Below are 17,174 nucleotides of genomic sequence, written 5' to 3'. Positions count from 1 at the left end.
CTCAGCGCTTGAGGATCAGCGCGTCACCCTGGCCGCCGCCACCGCACAGCGCGACAGCTGCCGTGCCGCTCCCGCGATGCAGCAGCTCGTGGACGGCATGAACCACAAGTCGATTGCCCGAGGCCCCGATCGGGTGACCGATAGCGATGCCGCCGCCGTGGATGTTGACGACGTCGTCGGGAAGTCCGAGTTCTGCCTGCGAGCGCGCAACCACGGCACCGAACGCTTCGTTGATCTCGACGAAGTCCAGATCGGCGGCGGCGATCCCCTCCCGCTCGCAGGCGGCGAGGATCGCCCGCGCGGGCTGGGCGTGAAGGGTGTTGTCGGGGCCCGCGACCTGACCCGCCGACCCGAGGACGGCAAGGACCGGCCACCCGTTCTCGTCCGCGTGCGCTCGGCTCGTGACGATCACTGCCGACGCGCCATCGGAGATCTGTGACGAGTTGCCCGCCGTGATCGTGCCGTCCTTCGAGAACGCCGGACGAAGCCCCGCGAGGGTGTCGACAGTCGTCTCGGGGCGGATGCCCTCGTCGCGGGTGACCAGCTTCGGTTCGCCCTTGCGCTGCGGAATCTCCACCGGAACGATCTCGTCGGCGAATACGTCCGCTTCCCACGCGGCTGCCGCGCGTTGGTGAGAGCGAGCGGCGACGGCATCCTGGTCTTCGCGCGTGACCTCGTAACGGGCGTTGTGGCGCTCGGTGGAGCCGCCCATGCTCTCGCGGTCGAAGGCGTCGGTGAGGCCGTCGTGGGCCATGTGGTCGAGCACCTCGATCGATCCGTACGACCAGCCCTCGCGCGAGCCCATGAGCAGATGCGGTGCCTGCGACATCGACTCCATCCCCGCCGCTACGACGACCCGGGCATCGCCGAGGCGCACCATGCGGGCGGCATCGATGACAGCGGTGAGGCCCGACAGGCACACCTTGTTGATCGAGGATGCGTGCACATCCCAGCCGATGCCCGCGCCGATCGCCGCCTGGCGCGCGGGGTTCTGGCCCGCGCCCGCGGGCAGCACCTGCCCGACCAGAACCGCGTCGACGACCTCGGGGCTGATCCCGGCTTTCTCAAGCGCGCCGCGGATCGCGATGCTGCCGAGCGCCGTGGACGGCAGCGATGACAGCTGCCCCTTCAACCGGCCCTGCGGGGTGCGTGCGGCACCGACGATGACGACATCCTCGTGGTTCATGCCTCCACCTTAAGGTCGCTCGAAACGGTGATCTCGGGCTCTGTCGCAGCCGCGACATCCGCAACGCTGACGCCCGGCGCGAGCTCGACGAGGACGAGGCCCTCGGGTGTCACGTCGAGAACCGCGAGGTCGGTGATGATGCGGTCGACGACGCCTTTGCCCGTCAGCGGCAGCGAACAGTCGTTGACGATCTTCGGCGTGCCATCTTTGGCGACGTGCTCCATGAGGACGATCACCTTCGCTGCACCGTGCACGAGATCCATCGCGCCGCCGGGGCCCTTGACCATCTTTCCGGGGATCATCCAGTTGGCAAGATCTCCGGAGGCCGACACCTGCATCGCACCGAGGATGGCGGCATCGATCTTGCCGCCACGGATCATGCCGAAGCTCGTCGCGGAATCGAAGAACGCGGCGCCCGGCAGGGTCGTCACCGTCTCTTTCCCGGCGTTGATGAGGTCGGGGTCGACGTCATCTTCCTGCGGGTAGGGACCGACGCCCAGGATGCCGTTCTCGGATTGCAGCACGACGGTGACGCCGTCGGGAACGTAGTTGGGCACGAGGGTCGGCAGTCCGATCCCCAGATTGACGTAGGCGCCGTCGGCGAGCTCCTGGGCGGCGCGGGCAGCCATCTCATTGCGGGTGAGTGCCATCTCAGGCTCCTTCCGGGGTCACCGAGACGGTGCGTCGCTCGATGCGCTTTTCGATGTCGGAACCGACCTCGACGATGCGGTGAACGTACACGCCGGGCAGGTGCACGGCATCCGGGTCGATCTGGCCCGGCTCGACCAGCTCCTCGACCTGCACGATGCAGATGCGGCCGGCCATCGCCGCGAGGGGGTTGAAGTTTCGAGCTGCCTTGTTGAAGACGAGGTTGCCGTGACGGTCACCACGCAGCGCGTGGACGAGGGCGTAGTCGGTGACGATCGCTTCCTCGAGCACATACTCACGCTCGCGCCCCGACACCTCGAAGGTGCGGACATCCTTCACCGGCGAAGCGACGGCCACGCCGCCTGACCCGTCATAGCGCCGAGGCAATCCACCCTCGGCTACCTGGGTCCCCACGCCGGTCTGCGTGTAGAAGGCGGCGATCCCGGCGCCGCCCGCGCGGAGCTTCTCGGCGAGCGTGCCCTGCGGCGTCAACTCGAGCTCGAGTTCGCCAGAGAGGAACTGCCGCTCGAACTCCTTGTTCTCGCCCACGTACGACGAGATCATCTTGCGGATGCGCTTGTCGGCGAGCAGGATGCCCAGGCCCCAGTCATCCACCCCGCAGTTGTTGGACACGATCGACAGGTCGCCGACGCCGCGCGCGTGCAGCGCCTCGATCAATGCCATCGGGTTGCCCGACAGTCCGAACCCGCCGACGGCGAGGGTAGCGCCGTCGGGGATGTCGGCCACGGCTGCGGCCGGCGACTCCCACGTCTTGTCGATCACGGATGAACTCCTTCGGTCTGCCGGTTCGGGTGCGGGGCGCATCATGAATGGCTCGCCGCACCACCATCGTCTCCGCCTGGCGCCCGCCGACGCCAGCATCCGCTTGCGATGTGGACATCACCACGACTACCGTCCACATCATGGACAGCCCTCCCTCCGTACCGGGCGCGCAGGCAATCGCGCGCGCGGCATCTCTGCTGCGCTTGGTGTCGGCAGGAGGCGCTGCGGGCCTCACCGTTTCGGAGCTGGCCCGTCGGGCGGATCTCACCCGCCCGACGACCCACCGACTCCTCACGGCGCTGCGCCACGAGGGGCTCGTCGACCAGGACGAAGCACTCGGCACCTGGATGCCGGGGCCCGAGCTCTACCTGATGGGTACGGCCGCAGCATCCCGGTACGACATCACGAGCCTCGCTCGCGACATCGTGCGCTCGCTCGCCGTCCGCACCGAAGAAAGCGCCTTCCTCTCGGTGCGACGCGGCGACGAGACAGTGTGTCTGTTGCGCGAGGAGGGGAGCTTTCCCATCCGATCCTTCGTACTGTCCGAGGGTGTGCGCTTTCCCCTGGGCGTCGCGTCGGCGGGGCTCGCGATCCTCTCCTTCCTTCCAGACCACGATGTGGACGCATACTTCGAGCGGCATCCTGAGCTCCCGGAGCGGTGGGGTGCCGCTCACGCCCCGACGCGGCTTCGGGGCCGTCTGCGCGAGACGCACGAGCGCGGGTACGCCGTCAACCCGGGCCTGATCGTCGAAGGAAGCTTCGGCGTCGGGGCCGCTGTTTTCACACGCGAAGGGCACCCGCAGTGGGCGTTGAGTCTCACGGGAGTCGAGTTCCGATTCGGACCCGACCGGCTCCCCGAGCTCGGCCGCATCCTGCTGGCCCACGCGCACCAGCTGACGACACGCGTCGCGGCATCCCGGGGCTGAGACCGCCCGGGCTGCCGCAACAGGCGCTGTCAGCCGCGCTCAGGCGACCTCCGGATTGACCTGCGCCTCCAGCGCGGTCTGTTCACCGTACGACGACTGTCACCGTGGCGAGGCGGGCGAGTACCTGCTGGCTGGTGGATCCGAGCAGGAAACGCGCAACTCGGCCGTAGCCATGTGACCCGATGACGGTAAGGCGAGCTTGCGAGGCGAGTCGATTGATCAGCGTGTCCGGACTATCACTCCTCTCGACCACGCGGCGCACGTCCAGGTCGGGATACAGCTGCGGAATACCGGCGATCGAAATCGCGAGCGCTTCCTCGGTGAGCTTCTGCATGATCTGGAGGTAGTCGTCAGGGTATGACCGAACGTAGAGGGGAAGCGCCACCGGAGACCAGCTGCTCACCGCGGTGAGCGGTTCTCCGGATCGGTCTGCTTCGACGGCGGCGAAGGCGATAGCGAGCTCGGAAACGTCTGACCCATCGACGCCAACGATCACCCCGGACCGGCCAGTGAGGTCGAGATCGGGCACGACGACCACGGGGCACTGTGCGGCGGCGGTGATGCGGATCCCGTGCGGACCTCGAGCCGGCCCTGATAGCGGGCCGCGGTAGTCGCTACCGATGACCAGCAGCGCGGCATCCTTCGAGGCTTCGATGAGCTGTTCGACCGGCTTGCCGCGTGCGACACGTGTCCGGGCGGGCACGCCACGTGCACGCACACGCTCGGCCTCTTCATCCAGCATGTTCTGTGTCAGCTCGAGCGCATGATCGATGATGTTGCCTTCACCGATGACACCGGCGGCACCGCCGACGATCGACACCAGTTCGAGCCGGTCGCCCCTGATCGTCGCCCGCTCGGTGGCCCAGTCGACGGCGCGGCGCGATACCGCAGCATCCGTCACCCCGACGATGATCTTCTCCTGCATCTCGTACTCCTTTGTTCGGGCCCGGAGTCCGGTTGGCGCTGTCGCGCCCCGGATCTGCTGATCGCAGCATCCCCTGCCGGGCGCCACTCGGGTAGGGGCGGAGGTCCCATCGGCGGGGACCATGGGCCCTACCTCACGTCCGCCTGGTTTGGCACGGTGGAAGGAACGCCCGGACGAGGAGTGACGGGAGCAGAATCAAATGTCCGCTGTGAGCCGCGAAGGGTCTCGGGAGCCTCATGCGCCGCGGGGACGGACACCGGCTGAACTCACCCATCACCCGGCCGCGGCATCGGGTTCGCCGAACGATCCCCATGGTCACCCTGCCGGTGTCGTGCTCGAGGGACTCGAAACGACTCGTGCGGGGCTCGCCTCGGGGGAGGTAGACCGGCGCCATGCGCACTTCGGGCCGAACAGTCTGCCAGAACCGTCGCCGACGCATCCGGTCTTGCGGTTCCTGGCGCAGTTCAACAACGCAATCATCTACGTTCTGCTTGCGGCTGCGGTGATCAAGCTCGCGTCGCGTGACTATATCGACGCGTCGGTGATCCTCGCGGTCGCACTTATCAACGCGATCATCGGGTTCGTCCAGGAGGGGCAAGCCGAGAAGGCCCTGCGCGGAATCCGCAAGATGCTCTCGCCGCACGCCACCGTGCGGCGAGATGGCAGCTGGCACGACATCGACGCTGCCACGCTGGTCATCGGCGATATCATTCGAGTCCACGCCGGCGATCGAGCGCCCGCGGACGCAAGGCTGGTCGAAGCGCGTGATGTGCGGGCAGATGAGGCTGCGCTGACGGGCGAAGCGGTTCCTGCGGCCAAACACACCGACACTGTGCCGCACGATGCCGCCCTCGGCGACCGGCACAATATGCTACACGCCGGATCGATCGTGGTCGCCGGACGAGCTGTGGCCGTGGTCACCGCGACCGGAATCCGTACTGAACTCGGCCGTATCCAGCAGCTGGTTCGCGATGTCGAGCGCACGGACACCCCGCTCATCCGCTCGATCAACCGGCTCGGACGTCAGCTGACGGTCACCGTGCTCGTGCTGGTCGTCGTGATGGTCGCGCTCGGATCGATCCTGCACGGGAACTCCCCGGAGTTGCTACTATCATCCGCCATCGCATTTGCGGTGGCCGCGGTGCCGGAGGGGCTGCCGGCGGTAGTGACGATCACCCTTGCACTGGGCGTGCGGCAGATGGCTGCACAGCGGGCGATCACCCGCCGACTGGCTGCGGTAGAGACCCTCGGGTCGGTCACCGTAATCTGCTCCGACAAGACCGGCACGCTGACCAAGAACGAGATGACCGTGAGGGCCGCCACCACCGCGGCCGCCCGGTACACGGTCACCGGCGAAGGCTACGATCCCACGGGAGCGATCCTGCGAAACGGCGACCTGGATTCCGCGGGTATGCCGGATCTGCGCGAATTGGCGCTCGCGCTCACCCTGTGCAACGACGCGCGGCTCGACCACACAGAGACCGCCGGGTGGCAGGTCGTGGGGGATCCCACCGAAGGCGCACTGATCACCCTGGGTCGCAAGGCTGGCATCGACGCCTCCGACTTCGCGCGCCAGGACGAGATCCCGTTCGAAGCCAGCGTGAAGTACATGGCCACCCTCAACCGATCGATCGCGGGAAGGCAAGTCATCTTCGTCAAGGGTGCGCCCGACCGTCTGCTCACCCTTTGCGAGCACCAGCGAGCCACCGACGGAGGGAAGGACCCGGTGGAGCACGACCGGTGGCAGGCGCTCGTCGACGAGTACACCGCGCAGGGAATGCGGGTCCTCGCCGCAGCTCGTCGTGACGTGTCACCGGATGTCCTGACCGTCGAGTCTGAGGATCTTCGCGGACTGGTGCTGCTGGGCATCGTCGCCATCGCCGACCCGCCACGACCCGAAGCGACGGCCGCGATCGCCGAATGCCAGGAGGCCGGCGTGAGCGTGAAGATGATCACCGGTGACCACGCCCGCACCGCGCATGCCATCGCCGCCGAGATGGGGGTCGTCGACGACGGCGCGACAGTGCTGACCGGGGCCGAGATCGACGGGATGGACGACGTACAGCTGCGGGATGTCGTCGCGGACGTCGACGTGTACGCGCGTACCAGCCCAGAACACAAACTGCGCATCGTCGCTGCACTCCAGTCCCGCGGTGGCGTGGTCGCGATGACCGGTGACGGAGTCAACGACGCTCCCGCGCTGAGCCGAGCCGACGTCGGCGTCGCCATGGGAATGAAGGGAACAGAAGCCGCCAAAGACGCCTCCGATATCGTCCTCGCCGATGACAACTTCGCCACCATCGAGCGAGCCGTACGCGAAGGCAGACGCGTCTACGACAACCTGCGCAAGTCCGTGGTCTTCATCCTCGCCACGACACTCGGGCAAGCCCTGGTCGTCTTCACCGCCGTCGTGGTTGGCTTCCCCGACCCTCTGCAGCCCACTCAGATTCTCTGGGTGAACCTCGTTACCGCCGTTACCCTTTCTCTCGCCTTCGCCTACGAACCAGTCGAGCCCGGAACGATGAAACGACGACCCCGGTCCGCCGGCGAGTCGATCCTCTCAGGAAAGCTGCTCATGCTCGCGGGAATGGGCATTGTGGTATCAGCCGCGACGATCATTGCCTTCTTCGCCGAACTCGCTCGCGGTGCTGACCTCGAGACGGCGCGCGCCGAAGCAGTGACAGTACTCGTGGTCGCTCAGGTGGCCGTGTTGTTCAACGTTCGCCTCCTACGCCGATCGAGCTTCACCCTGCGTGCACTCACCGGGAATCACGCGATTTGGATCTCCATCGCCATACTTGCCGCACTCCAGACGGGATACACCTACCTGCCACCGTTCCATGCGTGGTTCGGCTCCGTCCCGCTAAGCCTCGCGCAATGGGCGACCGCGATTGGATATGCCCTTGCGTGCTTCCTCGCCATCGAGGTGATAAAGGCAATCGGACGAGTCCTTGCTGCTGCACGCAACCGCCGATTCGCCTTCGAGTCAGCACGCGGCCGCCAGTGATCGATCCACGACGTCACGCAACGCTGCGCGGCGGTGCTGGTCACGCAACGCTGCGCGGCTGGGCGAGCACCGAACGCACCGCCTCACCGACGACGCGCGCACCCTGCTCACTCATCACGATCGTGTAGTGGTTGAGGTCATCGAGCCGCGTGTGCTCGATGCTCGGATACGTCGCGAGGACCCCCTCGAGGTACTCCGGTGCGTACAGCCCCGGCTCCTCACCCTGCAATCCCCGCGGCACCGTGATAAGGGTTGTCGGATGCTGCAGATCGGCGAGTGCGTCCGGCAACGAAGACCCCGTGTTCATGTCGATGGTGTCGTCGACCATCGTCTCGTAGCTTGTGGCCGGTCGCAGCATCCCGGACCCGTCATCGACGAGGTCGTAGGCGAAGTAGCTCTCGAGTTCGGGCGACCACGCCTGCGCGAAGGCGGGGTGGGGCCGCCAGAACTCGAGATAGTCATCGATGGATCCGAACCGCATCGACAGGCGCGCCGCGGTGGGGCCGAGGACATGCGCGACGACGGCATCCGCATCCAACCCCGGTGGAACGTCGAGGGGCAACCCACCATCGACAAGAAGCAGGCTTTCGACCCGCGACGGATGCCGGTGAGCGAACACGACAGACACGAAAGCGCCCATCGAATGCCCGACGACCGGGATTTTCTCAATGCCGAGGTGATCGAGCACAGCGGCCAGGTCGTCCGCGTGCGCAGCAAGCCCAGCTGGCCCGGCTACCTCGTTGCTGCGTCCGCGCCCACGAAGGTCTGGCGCGATCGCGCGAATCCCGGGGAGCTCCTCGACGACGAACGGCCAGGCCAGGTGCGACGAGGTGACGCCGTGGACCAGCAGCACCTGGCCGGTCTGCGGGGCCACCGGATCCCAGACACCAACGTGCAGGTCACCCCCGGGGACGACGACGTCGACAGTGCGATAGGTGTGCGCGCTCATCGTGCGGTCCACCCGCCGTCCATCGTGTAGGAGGCGCCAGTGACCATCCCGGCCTTGTCTGAGACGAGCCAGCCGGCCAGGGATGCAACTTCGTCAGACTCCACGAGACGCTTGACGGCGGTCTCGGTGAGCATGATCTTCTCGACGACCTCGTCTTCGGGGATACCGTGCACCTTCGCCTGGTCGGCGATCTGCTTCTCGACGAGCGGGGTTCGCACATAGGCCGGGTTGATGCAGTTGCTGGTGACACCGTGCGGGCCGCCCTCAAGCGCTGTCACCTTCGACAGTCCCTCCAGGCCGTGCTTTGCCGCGACGTAGGCGACCTTGTAGGGACTGGCGCGCAGCCCGTGGGCGCTGGAGATGTTGACGACCCTGCCCCATCCGTTCGCGTACATGTGCGGCAGCGCGGCACGCACCAGCAGGAACGGCGATTCGAGCATGAGGCGCATCATCATCCGGTAGGTCGCCGGGTCGAACTCGGCGATGGGACTCACCCGCTGGATGCCGGCATTGTTGACCAGGATGTCGACCTCGAGGCTCAGGTCATCGAGCGCTTCGGTCTCGGAGAGGTCGACGACCCAGGCTTCGCCGCCGATCTGTTCGGCAGCCGCGTGAGCGGCGTCCGCGTTGAGGTCGGCAACGACGACACTTGCGCCCCGAGAGGCGAACTCTGTCGCGCATGCGAAACCGATGCCGCTCGCGCCGCCGGTGACCAGGGCGCGTCGCCCCGCAAGGTCGTTCTCGGTCATCGAGGCTCCTCCTTCTTCGGTTCCGCTCGGGGAGCGAGCGCGTTGTCGATGAGCGTCGACATCGACGCCATCACGGCGGGGTCCAGCTCGGCAGGCGGCCTGCCCTCGGCATCCCGTTCCCAGAGCAGGAACCGCATGCCGATGAGCTCTCCCATGCCCATGAGCGCCCACGCCGTGACCTCGGGATCGAGCGCGCGATCGACATCCCCGCTTCCCTGGGCGGCACGGAGCCCCGCCTCATACCCCTCGACGATGCGCGTGTAATGCAGTCGCAGAGTGTCGGGTGAGACGAACTCTGCCTCGCGCACAACCCGGTACAACGCGGGATGCGCCGCAGTGAAGCGGAAGAACCCGGCAAACCCCGCGCGTTCGGCTTCAAGACGGCTCGACGCTCCTGCCATCGCCTCCGACATCGAGTGCCGTACCCGCCGGTTCAGATCGATCACGAGTGCTTCGAAGATCGTCTGCTTGCTGTCGAAGTACAGATAGAACGTTCCGAGCCCGATACCGGCGCGCTCGGTGATCTTGACGATGGATGCCTCGTGGTACCCCTGATCGGCGAACACCGTCTCGGCCGCCTCGAGCAGCCGGCTCCGCGTGGCCTCGCCCCGCTTGGTCAACGGCCGGCCTGTCGCCGACGAGACCGGCGTGACGTCCTCGTCCTCAATGGGAACGCTCATGCGACACCTCCTGAGTCGATGCCACGGTCGCTCTGGCACGCTCACGCAGCCGCGACCTCGCCAACTTGTCGATCGAGGATCGGGGCAGTCGTTCGACGACCTCGACGGCAATGGGGACTTTGAAGGCCGCAAGGGTGCGCCGGGCGTGCGCGAGGATCTCGTCGCGAGAAATGACCGCTCCCGCGCGAATCGTGACGAAGGCGACGCCCCGTTCGCCCCACACCGGATCGGGGACGCCGACCACGGCTGCGCCGCTCACCAGAGGGTGCAGACACAGCGCGTGCTCGACCTCGGCGGGGGCGACGTTCTCGCCGCCGGAGATGAAGATGTCTTTGAGCCGGTCGACGACGGTGAAGACGCCGTCTCGGTCGCGGTGGACGAGATCGCCGGTGCGCAACCAGTCGCCGTGCATGGCCCGCGCGGTGGCATCCGGGTCACCGAGGTAGCCCGCGAACACGCTCGGTCCTCGGACCCAGAGCTCCCCCGTCGCGTCCCCGCGGAGCGGAAGCAGCGTGTGGGGGTCGACGACCTGGACGCTGACGTGAGGATACGGTCGCCCCACCGCGCCCTCGTGGCCGCCGGCGCTGCCGGTCGGGCAGTGCAGCACATTGGGGCCTGCTTCGGTGAGTCCGTAACCCTGGACCAGCTCAACGCCGCGGGCGTGCCACGCGTCTCGAACCGCGCTGGGTAGGGTGGCTCCACCCACGAGCGCGAGGCGGATCGACGACAGATCGCTGGCGTCCCACCCTCGGGATTCGGCGAGCATCGCATACTGCGTCGGAACGCCCATCATCGCGGTGACCCGGCGCTCTCGGATGAGCTGCAGCACGCGCTCGGTGTCGAACGAACGCTCCAGCACGACAGTCGCGCCGCCCCACCACGCGAGCAGCGGCTGGCAGTTCCACGCCGCAACGTGGAACTGCGGCAAGACGGTGAGAACGACATCCCCCTCACCCAGTGGCAGCGCGCGCCCGAGGGCCAGGTTGTTCCAGAAGCAGTTGGCGTGGGTGAGGATGACGCCCTTGGGCGCAGCTTCGCTCCCCGACGTGAACACGATCAGCAAAGGGTCATCGTCGCGGACCGCGCGGGCTGGCCGCGGGTCGCGCGCCGGGGGGACGGCGCGCTCAATGCCGGCAGTCCCCAGGGCGGCAACCAGCGGAGGCTCCGCCAGTTCACGGATGGCGTCGGCCGCGGACGCGGCGAACTCGTCATCGACCACCAGCAGCTGGGGGTCGCTGCGGCCGAGCGTGTCGACGAGCTCACGCGTGCTCTGACGCCACGAGAGCGGAACGAACGCGACACCGACAAGCGCGCATCCGAAGAAGAGCACGACGTGGTCGATGGAGTTTCCCGCGAGCGTTGCGATGCGCGTTCCCGGGCCGAAGCCCGCTCCTGCGAGGCTCTCGGCGAGTTCTCGCGCCCGATCGGCCAGCTCGCCGTAGGTGATCGTCACCCCGCGATCGTCGATCGCAACACGATGCGGTGTGTGCGCGGCGCGCTCGACCAGCCACCGGCCGATCGTGTGCGACTCGTCTTGTACGTCGTTGCTCACGCTCGAACCTCCGAGGCACCGACCGCATCGGCATCTGCCTCCGCGTCGTCGATGCTCCGCAGACTATCGCGCACGTGACGTTCGCCGTGACGACGACGCCACCAGCCATCGATCGTGCCGGCGATGCCCCCGGGGAGGAACATCACCACGATGATGAACAGCGCACCGAGCAGGAACAGCGGCTCCGACAGCGGAATGCGCAGGAAATCCGGGAGCGACTCGATGGCCTCGGACCCGGCGAGGACCGTGAGCCGCTGATCGAGCAGGGTGTACAGCACTCCCCCGACGATCGCACCCCACCGGAATCCGACCCCGCCGAGGACGACCATGACCAGCACGGTGATGGTGAGATCGGCGGAGACGGACCGCGGCACCGTTCCCGACTGCAGCAGCATGTACGCCACCCCGGCAAGGCTCGCGAGCACCGCGGCGATCACGAAGACGATGAGTCGCACCCGGTAGGGCCGAAGGCCCAGGACCCGCACCCGCTGCTCGTTCTCGCGGGTGGCCCGGGCGAGGTGCCCGAGGCGAGAGGTGTCGACCCAGAGCGTCACCAGGTACACGATCACCAGCACCGCCAGGGCGAACCAGTACAGGTTTCGCGTGTTGATCACGCCGACGAGGAAGTCCGGGACCTGGTCGGTGTTCAGGCTCAGACCCTCCTCACCGCCGGTGATCGCGGAGTTGCGACGCACGAGCACGGAGCCTGCCTGAGCGAAAGCGAGCGTGACCATCGCGAAGGGAATCCCTGAGACGCGCATCGCGACAGCACCCGTGACGAAGGCGATGATCATCCCGCCGATGAGGGCCGCGAACACGCCGGGAAAGAGCGGCACCCCGAAGTGCTCGAGCGCGATGCCGAGGCCATACGCGCCGGCGCCGAAGTAGAGCGCGTGCCCGAACGACAGCATCCCGGACGTGCCCAGCAGCAGGTTGTACGACAGCGCGAGGGATGCGAACACCATGCACAGCGAGAGCAGCGCCAGGGTTCCCGGCTGGTAGGTGGGGGTAGGCAGGATGCCGGGGATCGAGATGTTCAGGAGCGGCAGCACCGCCATGAAGATCACGAGCCCGACGCCGACGAGCGCCGGCCAGTATCGACGGATGCTCATGCCTTCCTCCCGAGGAGTCCAGAAGGTCGCACGAGCAGCACGACCGCCAGCAGGATGACGACGATGAAGTCTCCGGTGCCGCCGAGGTAGAAGTTCGCGAACTGCTGCAACACGGCAACCAGCACGGATGCCACTGCGGCCCCGGTCAGCGAGCCGAGACCACCGACGACCGTGACGATGAACGCGAAGATCAGCAGCGTGGATCCGAGGTGCGCTGACACGAACGTCGAGTAGTGCATCGCCAGCACGCCGCCGATGCCGGCAGCTGCCCCGCCGATCGCGAAGACGAGAGTGAAGGAGCGCCGCACGTCGATTCCGAGAGCCGTCACCATCGAACGGTTCTCGACGCCAGCGCGGATGATCATGCCGTACCGCGTCTTCTGGAGGAACAGCACCAGTGCTGCCAGCACGAGCCCCGCGGCGAGCATCAGGATCCAGTACACGTTGGGGATCCGGGCTCCGAGGATCTCGGTGGTCTCCTTGAGCCAGGGTGGACCCGAGATCGGAATCGCGTCGGTGCCCCACACCCCTTCGAACAGGGCGACCGCGGCGAATGAGAGTCCGACCGTGACGAGCACTTGCTCGATGTGTCGCTCATAGAGCGGGCGGATCAGCACGAGTTCGGTCAGGGTTGCAAACAGAGCGCCGACCGCAGCGCCGACAAGGATCGAGACGAGAAACGACCACCACGACTCGGTCCCGAGCGCCTGCGCGACCATCCATCCGAGGAAAGCACTCAGAGTCAGGAACGCCCCGTGCGCGAAGTTGAGCACGTGCATGAGGCCGTAGATCAGACTCAGGCCCGAGGCGACGAGAAAGTAGAGGGCCCCGAGACCGACACCGGTCACCAGGGTCAGGATGATGGTGCTCACGAGTGGGCCTCCGAGGACGGTGCAGGCTTGGGATCCGCGGGCCGCTCGGCATGAACACCGAGCAGTCGCTGGGTGAGCTCCTCGTCGTCGAGGATCTCGCGGGCGGGCCCGACGTGGACGACGCGGCCGCTGTCGATGACTATCGCGTCGTGCGCGAGTCGTTTGACGACCTCGAGGTTCTGTTCCACCAGCAGGATCGGCACCGTCTTTGCTGCCTCCTCGAGGGCGTCTGCAACCTCGGTGACGATCTTGGGGGCGAGCCCCTTGGTCGGTTCGTCGACCAGCAGCAGCTGGTTGTCGTTCATGAGCGCGCGGGCGACCGAGACCATCTGCTGCTGTCCGCCCGAGAGGGTGCCGGCCATCTGGTCGCGACGGTTCACGAGGTCGGGGAAGAGCTCGGCGACGAACTCACGGCGCGGATTGCGCTGCCGTTCGGCCAGGGCGAGATTTTCGGCGACCGTGAGCTTGGCGAACACCTCACGGTCTTCCGGAACGTAGCCGACGCCCCGCTTGACGATCCGATGGGTGGGGAGCGTGTCGATCCGCTCTCCGGCAAGGCGCACCTCGCCGCGGCGATGAATCAATCCCAGGATGCCGCGCAGCGTCGAGGTCTTGCCGACACCATTGCGTCCGAGGACCGCCGTGATGCCGGTGGCCGGGACCGAGAAGGTCACGCTCTCGACGACCGGCTGGCCGCTGATCGAGCAGCGCAGGTCGCTGACTTCGAGGATGGCGCTCATGCGGCGTTGCCCAGGTAGGCGCTTTGCACGAGCGGGTTGGCCATGATCTCAGCGGGTGAGTCGAACGCGATGATCGAGCCGAAGTACATCACTGCCACCTTTTCTACGAGCCCCATCAGTACGTCGATGTGGTGTTCGACCATGAGAACCGTGCATCCGGTTCTCGCCTGCAGCTCGCGGATGTTGTCGACGAGGCCCGCCACATCGCCAGATGCGACGCCAGCCATCGGCTCGTCGAGCAGCACGATCTTCGAATCCATGGCCAGGAGCACCGCGATCTCGAGCTTGCGCTTGTCGCCGTGGGAGATGTCTCCCGCCGGAGTGAGGAGCTTGTGGGTCAGGCCCACTTCTTCGAGATTCTGCAGGGCGCGCTGGGTTGCGGCATCCTTCTTCGCGCCACCGCTCTTCGATGGAAAGTGGAAGAGGGAGTAGTCACGCCCCACCGCGACCTGCGCGGCGAGCCGGACGTTCTCGAGCACGCTCAGCTTGGGGAACAGGCTCGAGGTTTGGAAGGTGCGCCCCAGTCCCGCCCGCGCCCGGGCAGGCACCGACATCCTCGTGATGTCTTCGCCGTTCATCAGGACCCGACCTGCTGTGGGGGTCATGATGCCGGAGACGACGTTGAACAGCGTGGTTTTGCCTGCGCCGTTCGGCCCGATGACGCCGACCAGGGAACCTGGGGCGACATCGACGTCGACATCCTTCAGAATCGTCGCGCCGCCGATCTGCAGACCCAGCTTCTCCACCCGCAGGGCGGAGGGAGCCGGATGCTGCGCGGGCGCGGACGGAACCGGAGTGCTCATTGGTTCTGGGCCTTACTGCGCTTCGGCGGGGGCTACCGCGTCGGCAGGCACCGTGTCGATCAGCTCGGGAACGAAGCTGCCGCCGTCGGCGACGAGCTTGACCTGATACATCTCCTGCAGCAGCGCGTGGTCGCCAGCGCGCACCGTCAGCGTGCCCTTCGGACCGTCGAAGGAGTAGCCCTCGAGGGCTGCGATCATCGCGTCGACATCGCCCTGACCCTCATCGATCGCGTGCACGATCATGAGTGCCGCGTTGAAGCCGTCGGGGCTGAAGAGGTCGGGCGTGCAGCCGTCCTCTTCGAGCAGGCTGATCATCTCGGTGTTGACGGCGTTGTCGGGGGCGCCCGGGAAGTAGTAGTTCAGGAAGTTGATCTTCTCGGATGCCTCACCGTAGGCGCCGAACGTGGCGGAGTCACCGAGCCCGGTGACGACGGGAATCGCGTCGAGCACGCCCTGCTGGCTCATCGCCTGCCACATCGCACCCGAGGTCGCCCCAGCCCACGCGACGAACACGAGGTCGGGGTTGCCGGCGAGCACCTGCTGTGCGAACGGCGTGAACTCCGTGACGTCCTCGGCCACGAGCACCGAGTTGACCGTCGCGCCCTGGCCACCGAGGATCGTCTCGACCGCCGCGACGTTGCCCTGCCCGAACGCGGTGTCCTGTGCGAAGACGGTCACCGTCTTGCCCGAAATGTCGTCGAGGAAGGTGCCGGCGGTCGCGACATCCTGCGAGCTCTGGCGACCCGAGCGGAACGTGTAGTCGTTGATGCCGGTGATCGCGTCGGCAGCCGCGGGGCCGGAGATGTAGAGCACCTTGTTCTGGGCCGCCTGCTCGGCGACAGCGAGCGCAACACCCGATGATGCCGTGCCCGCGATGATGTTGACGCCGTCACCGATGAGTTCCTTCACGGCGGTCACGGCCTTGTCCGGATCGCCCGCGTCATCGCGGTATTCGACGTTGATGGTCGTCCCGTTGATCTCGTTCGTGCCGTCGGTTGCGTACGACATACCCGCGCGGAAGCCGCACAGGTACTGCTCGCCGTAGCCGGCAAGCGGACCGCTTTCGCTCGAAACGATGCCGACAGTGACCTCGGAGGGTCCCATCGTCTCGTCTCCACCGGCGTCGCCGCCGTCGGCCTGCGGCGCACAGGCCGCCATAACAAGGGCGCTGGTGGCGACCACCGTGCCCAGGAGCAACTTCTTCGTAACCCGCATGTGCGTGCCTTTCACCGTTGGAAGGGGGCATACCTGAAAGCTGATTCAGGTGGCACCTACAGTAGGCGACGGGCGAACAAGGGGCAAGTCATGGCTGCGGGATGCCGACATCCGTTACCGATTCGCGACCGGATCGGGATTACATGCCTGTGTTATATATCTGAGGTATATAGTCGAGATCGTGACAGACGCCGGCCCCATCGAAACGATCATCAGCGCGGCCTACTCACTGGGTCGCATCGCGGCGCATCGCACCGGCAACGACACCCCGGCGGCGCAGTGGCGGGCCCTTGCCACTCTCGAGCGCTACGGCGCGCTCCGGATCGGCGAGCTCGCTTCGGCAGCGCGAACGACACAGCCCGGGATGACGCGACTGATCGGCCAGATGGCGGATGAGGCGCTCGTGACCCGCTCCCCCGATCCCGATGACTCCCGGGCGACCGTGGTGCGCATCACCGCTGATGGACGAGCAGCGCTCGCGCGATGGCGGGCGCAGCTGAGCGAGACACTCGCTCCCCTCTTCGCCGATCTCACCGACGATGACCGCGCCGCGCTCGAGCGCACCGCTCAGCTGCTGCGCGAGCGCACGATCGATGTACCCCTCAACGCCTCAGGACGGAACCAATGACCGCATCCACCCACGCCCCGGCATCCGTCGCGTCGGTCTGGCGCCAGCCGGCACAGGTGTGGGCTGTCGCGTTCGCCTGTGTCGTCGCATTCATGGGAATCGGCCTGGTCGACCCGATCCTGCCCGCAATCGCCGCCTCGCTCGACGCGACACCCGTGGAAACCGAGCTGCTGTTCACCAGCTATCTGCTGGTCACGGGGCTTGCGATGCTCGTCACGAGCTGGGTCTCGAGCCGGATCGGCACGAAGGCCACCCTCATGACGGGGCTGGGGCTCATCGTGCTCTTCTCGCTCCTGTCCGCACTCTCCGGCAGCGTCGACGCCATCATCGGCTTCCGTGCCGGCTGGGGACTCGGCAACGCCCTATTCATCTCGACAGCCCTGGCGACCATCGTCGGCG

General features: G+C 66.9%; 17 protein-coding genes. 4 read left to right on the top strand and 13 right to left on the bottom strand.

Annotated elements, in window-relative coordinates; all coding sequences use genetic code 11:
• Position 1: 1 nt before the first annotated feature.
• The 3 genes from B4F19_RS06415 to B4F19_RS06405 are packed head-to-tail and all read right to left on the bottom strand — an operon-like array spanning position 2 to position 2,617.
• Positions 2–1,186, bottom strand: a complete 1,185-nt coding sequence (locus B4F19_RS06415) for an acetyl-CoA C-acetyltransferase (protein WP_292729754.1) — start codon at positions 1,184–1,186, stop codon at positions 2–4.
• Positions 1,183–1,836 (bottom strand): CoA transferase subunit B, encoded by a 654-nt coding sequence (locus tag B4F19_RS06410; RefSeq protein ID WP_228178075.1) that lies wholly within the window; start codon positions 1,834–1,836, stop codon positions 1,183–1,185. The genes B4F19_RS06415 and B4F19_RS06410 overlap by 4 nt, the downstream gene beginning before the upstream one ends.
• Before the next feature lies 1 nt (position 1,837).
• A complete protein-coding gene (locus tag B4F19_RS06405; protein ID WP_292729750.1) occupies positions 1,838–2,617 on the bottom strand; it encodes a CoA transferase subunit A in 780 nt (259 codons plus the stop codon).
• A 140-nt stretch (positions 2,618–2,757) separates the two neighbouring features.
• Between B4F19_RS06405 and B4F19_RS06400 the strand changes: the two genes are divergently transcribed.
• Complete coding sequence (locus B4F19_RS06400) at positions 2,758–3,543, top strand: IclR family transcriptional regulator (RefSeq protein ID WP_292729747.1); 786 nt, start codon at positions 2,758–2,760, stop codon at positions 3,541–3,543.
• An 82-nt stretch (positions 3,544–3,625) separates the two neighbouring features.
• Here B4F19_RS06400 and B4F19_RS06395 read toward each other — a convergent pair whose 3' ends face one another.
• Positions 3,626–4,468 carry a universal stress protein gene (locus B4F19_RS06395; RefSeq protein ID WP_292729744.1) on the bottom strand — a complete coding sequence of 281 codons (843 nt, stop codon included), beginning with the start codon at positions 4,466–4,468 and terminating at the stop codon, positions 3,626–3,628.
• Between the two features lie 199 nt (positions 4,469–4,667).
• Between B4F19_RS06395 and B4F19_RS06390 the strand changes: the two genes are divergently transcribed.
• Positions 4,668–7,475, top strand: a complete 2,808-nt coding sequence (locus B4F19_RS06390; RefSeq protein ID WP_292733494.1) for a cation-translocating P-type ATPase — start codon at positions 4,668–4,670, stop codon at positions 7,473–7,475.
• Between the two features lie 40 nt (positions 7,476–7,515).
• Here the strand turns inward: B4F19_RS06390 and B4F19_RS06385 are convergent, their stop codons facing one another.
• Genes B4F19_RS06385 through B4F19_RS06345 form a run of 9 tightly spaced genes read right to left on the bottom strand, consistent with a single transcriptional unit; the run spans position 7,516 to position 16,147 of the window.
• Complete coding sequence (locus B4F19_RS06385; RefSeq protein ID WP_292729738.1) at positions 7,516–8,424, bottom strand: alpha/beta fold hydrolase; 909 nt, start codon at positions 8,422–8,424, stop codon at positions 7,516–7,518.
• Complete coding sequence (locus B4F19_RS06380; RefSeq protein ID WP_292733491.1) at positions 8,421–9,173, bottom strand: 3-hydroxybutyrate dehydrogenase; 753 nt, start codon at positions 9,171–9,173, stop codon at positions 8,421–8,423. The genes B4F19_RS06385 and B4F19_RS06380 overlap by 4 nt, the downstream gene beginning before the upstream one ends.
• Positions 9,170–9,853 (bottom strand): TetR/AcrR family transcriptional regulator, encoded by a 684-nt coding sequence (locus tag B4F19_RS06375; protein WP_292729732.1) that lies wholly within the window; start codon positions 9,851–9,853, stop codon positions 9,170–9,172. The genes B4F19_RS06380 and B4F19_RS06375 overlap by 4 nt, the downstream gene beginning before the upstream one ends.
• Complete coding sequence (locus B4F19_RS06370) at positions 9,837–11,405, bottom strand: class I adenylate-forming enzyme family protein (protein ID WP_292729729.1); 1,569 nt, start codon at positions 11,403–11,405, stop codon at positions 9,837–9,839. Before B4F19_RS06370 ends, B4F19_RS06375 begins: the two co-directional genes overlap by 17 nt.
• Positions 11,402–12,517, bottom strand: a complete 1,116-nt coding sequence (locus tag B4F19_RS06365; RefSeq protein ID WP_292729726.1) for a branched-chain amino acid ABC transporter permease — start codon at positions 12,515–12,517, stop codon at positions 11,402–11,404. The genes B4F19_RS06370 and B4F19_RS06365 overlap by 4 nt, the downstream gene beginning before the upstream one ends.
• Positions 12,514–13,389, bottom strand: a complete 876-nt coding sequence (locus B4F19_RS06360; RefSeq protein ID WP_228178065.1) for a branched-chain amino acid ABC transporter permease — start codon at positions 13,387–13,389, stop codon at positions 12,514–12,516. Before B4F19_RS06360 ends, B4F19_RS06365 begins: the two co-directional genes overlap by 4 nt.
• The gene (locus B4F19_RS06355; RefSeq protein ID WP_292729721.1) at positions 13,386–14,129 is read right to left on the bottom strand and encodes an ABC transporter ATP-binding protein; all 744 of its coding nucleotides are present in this window, start codon (positions 14,127–14,129) and stop codon (positions 13,386–13,388) included. Before B4F19_RS06355 ends, B4F19_RS06360 begins: the two co-directional genes overlap by 4 nt.
• On the bottom strand, positions 14,126–14,932 hold the full coding sequence (locus B4F19_RS06350; RefSeq protein WP_292729717.1) for an ABC transporter ATP-binding protein: 807 nt from the start codon (positions 14,930–14,932) through the stop codon (positions 14,126–14,128). The genes B4F19_RS06355 and B4F19_RS06350 overlap by 4 nt, the downstream gene beginning before the upstream one ends.
• 12 nt (positions 14,933–14,944) lie before the next feature.
• Positions 14,945–16,147, bottom strand: a complete 1,203-nt coding sequence (locus B4F19_RS06345; protein WP_292733505.1) for a substrate-binding domain-containing protein — start codon at positions 16,145–16,147, stop codon at positions 14,945–14,947.
• Between the two features lie 181 nt (positions 16,148–16,328).
• Between B4F19_RS06345 and B4F19_RS06340 the strand changes: the two genes are divergently transcribed.
• On the top strand, positions 16,329–16,775 hold the full coding sequence (locus B4F19_RS06340) for a MarR family winged helix-turn-helix transcriptional regulator (protein ID WP_292733487.1): 447 nt from the start codon (positions 16,329–16,331) through the stop codon (positions 16,773–16,775).
• Positions 16,772–17,174 (top strand): MFS transporter (locus B4F19_RS06335; RefSeq protein WP_292733484.1); only part of this gene is annotated, 403 nt, incomplete at its 3' end. The genes B4F19_RS06340 and B4F19_RS06335, both read left to right, overlap by 4 nt.

The organism is Microbacterium sp. UBA1097, assembly GCF_002313585.1.
GTDB lineage: Bacteria > Actinomycetota > Actinomycetes > Actinomycetales > Microbacteriaceae > Microbacterium.
Note: the sequence above shows the minus strand (reverse complement) of the source record. Positions and strands in the feature narration are given on the sequence as shown.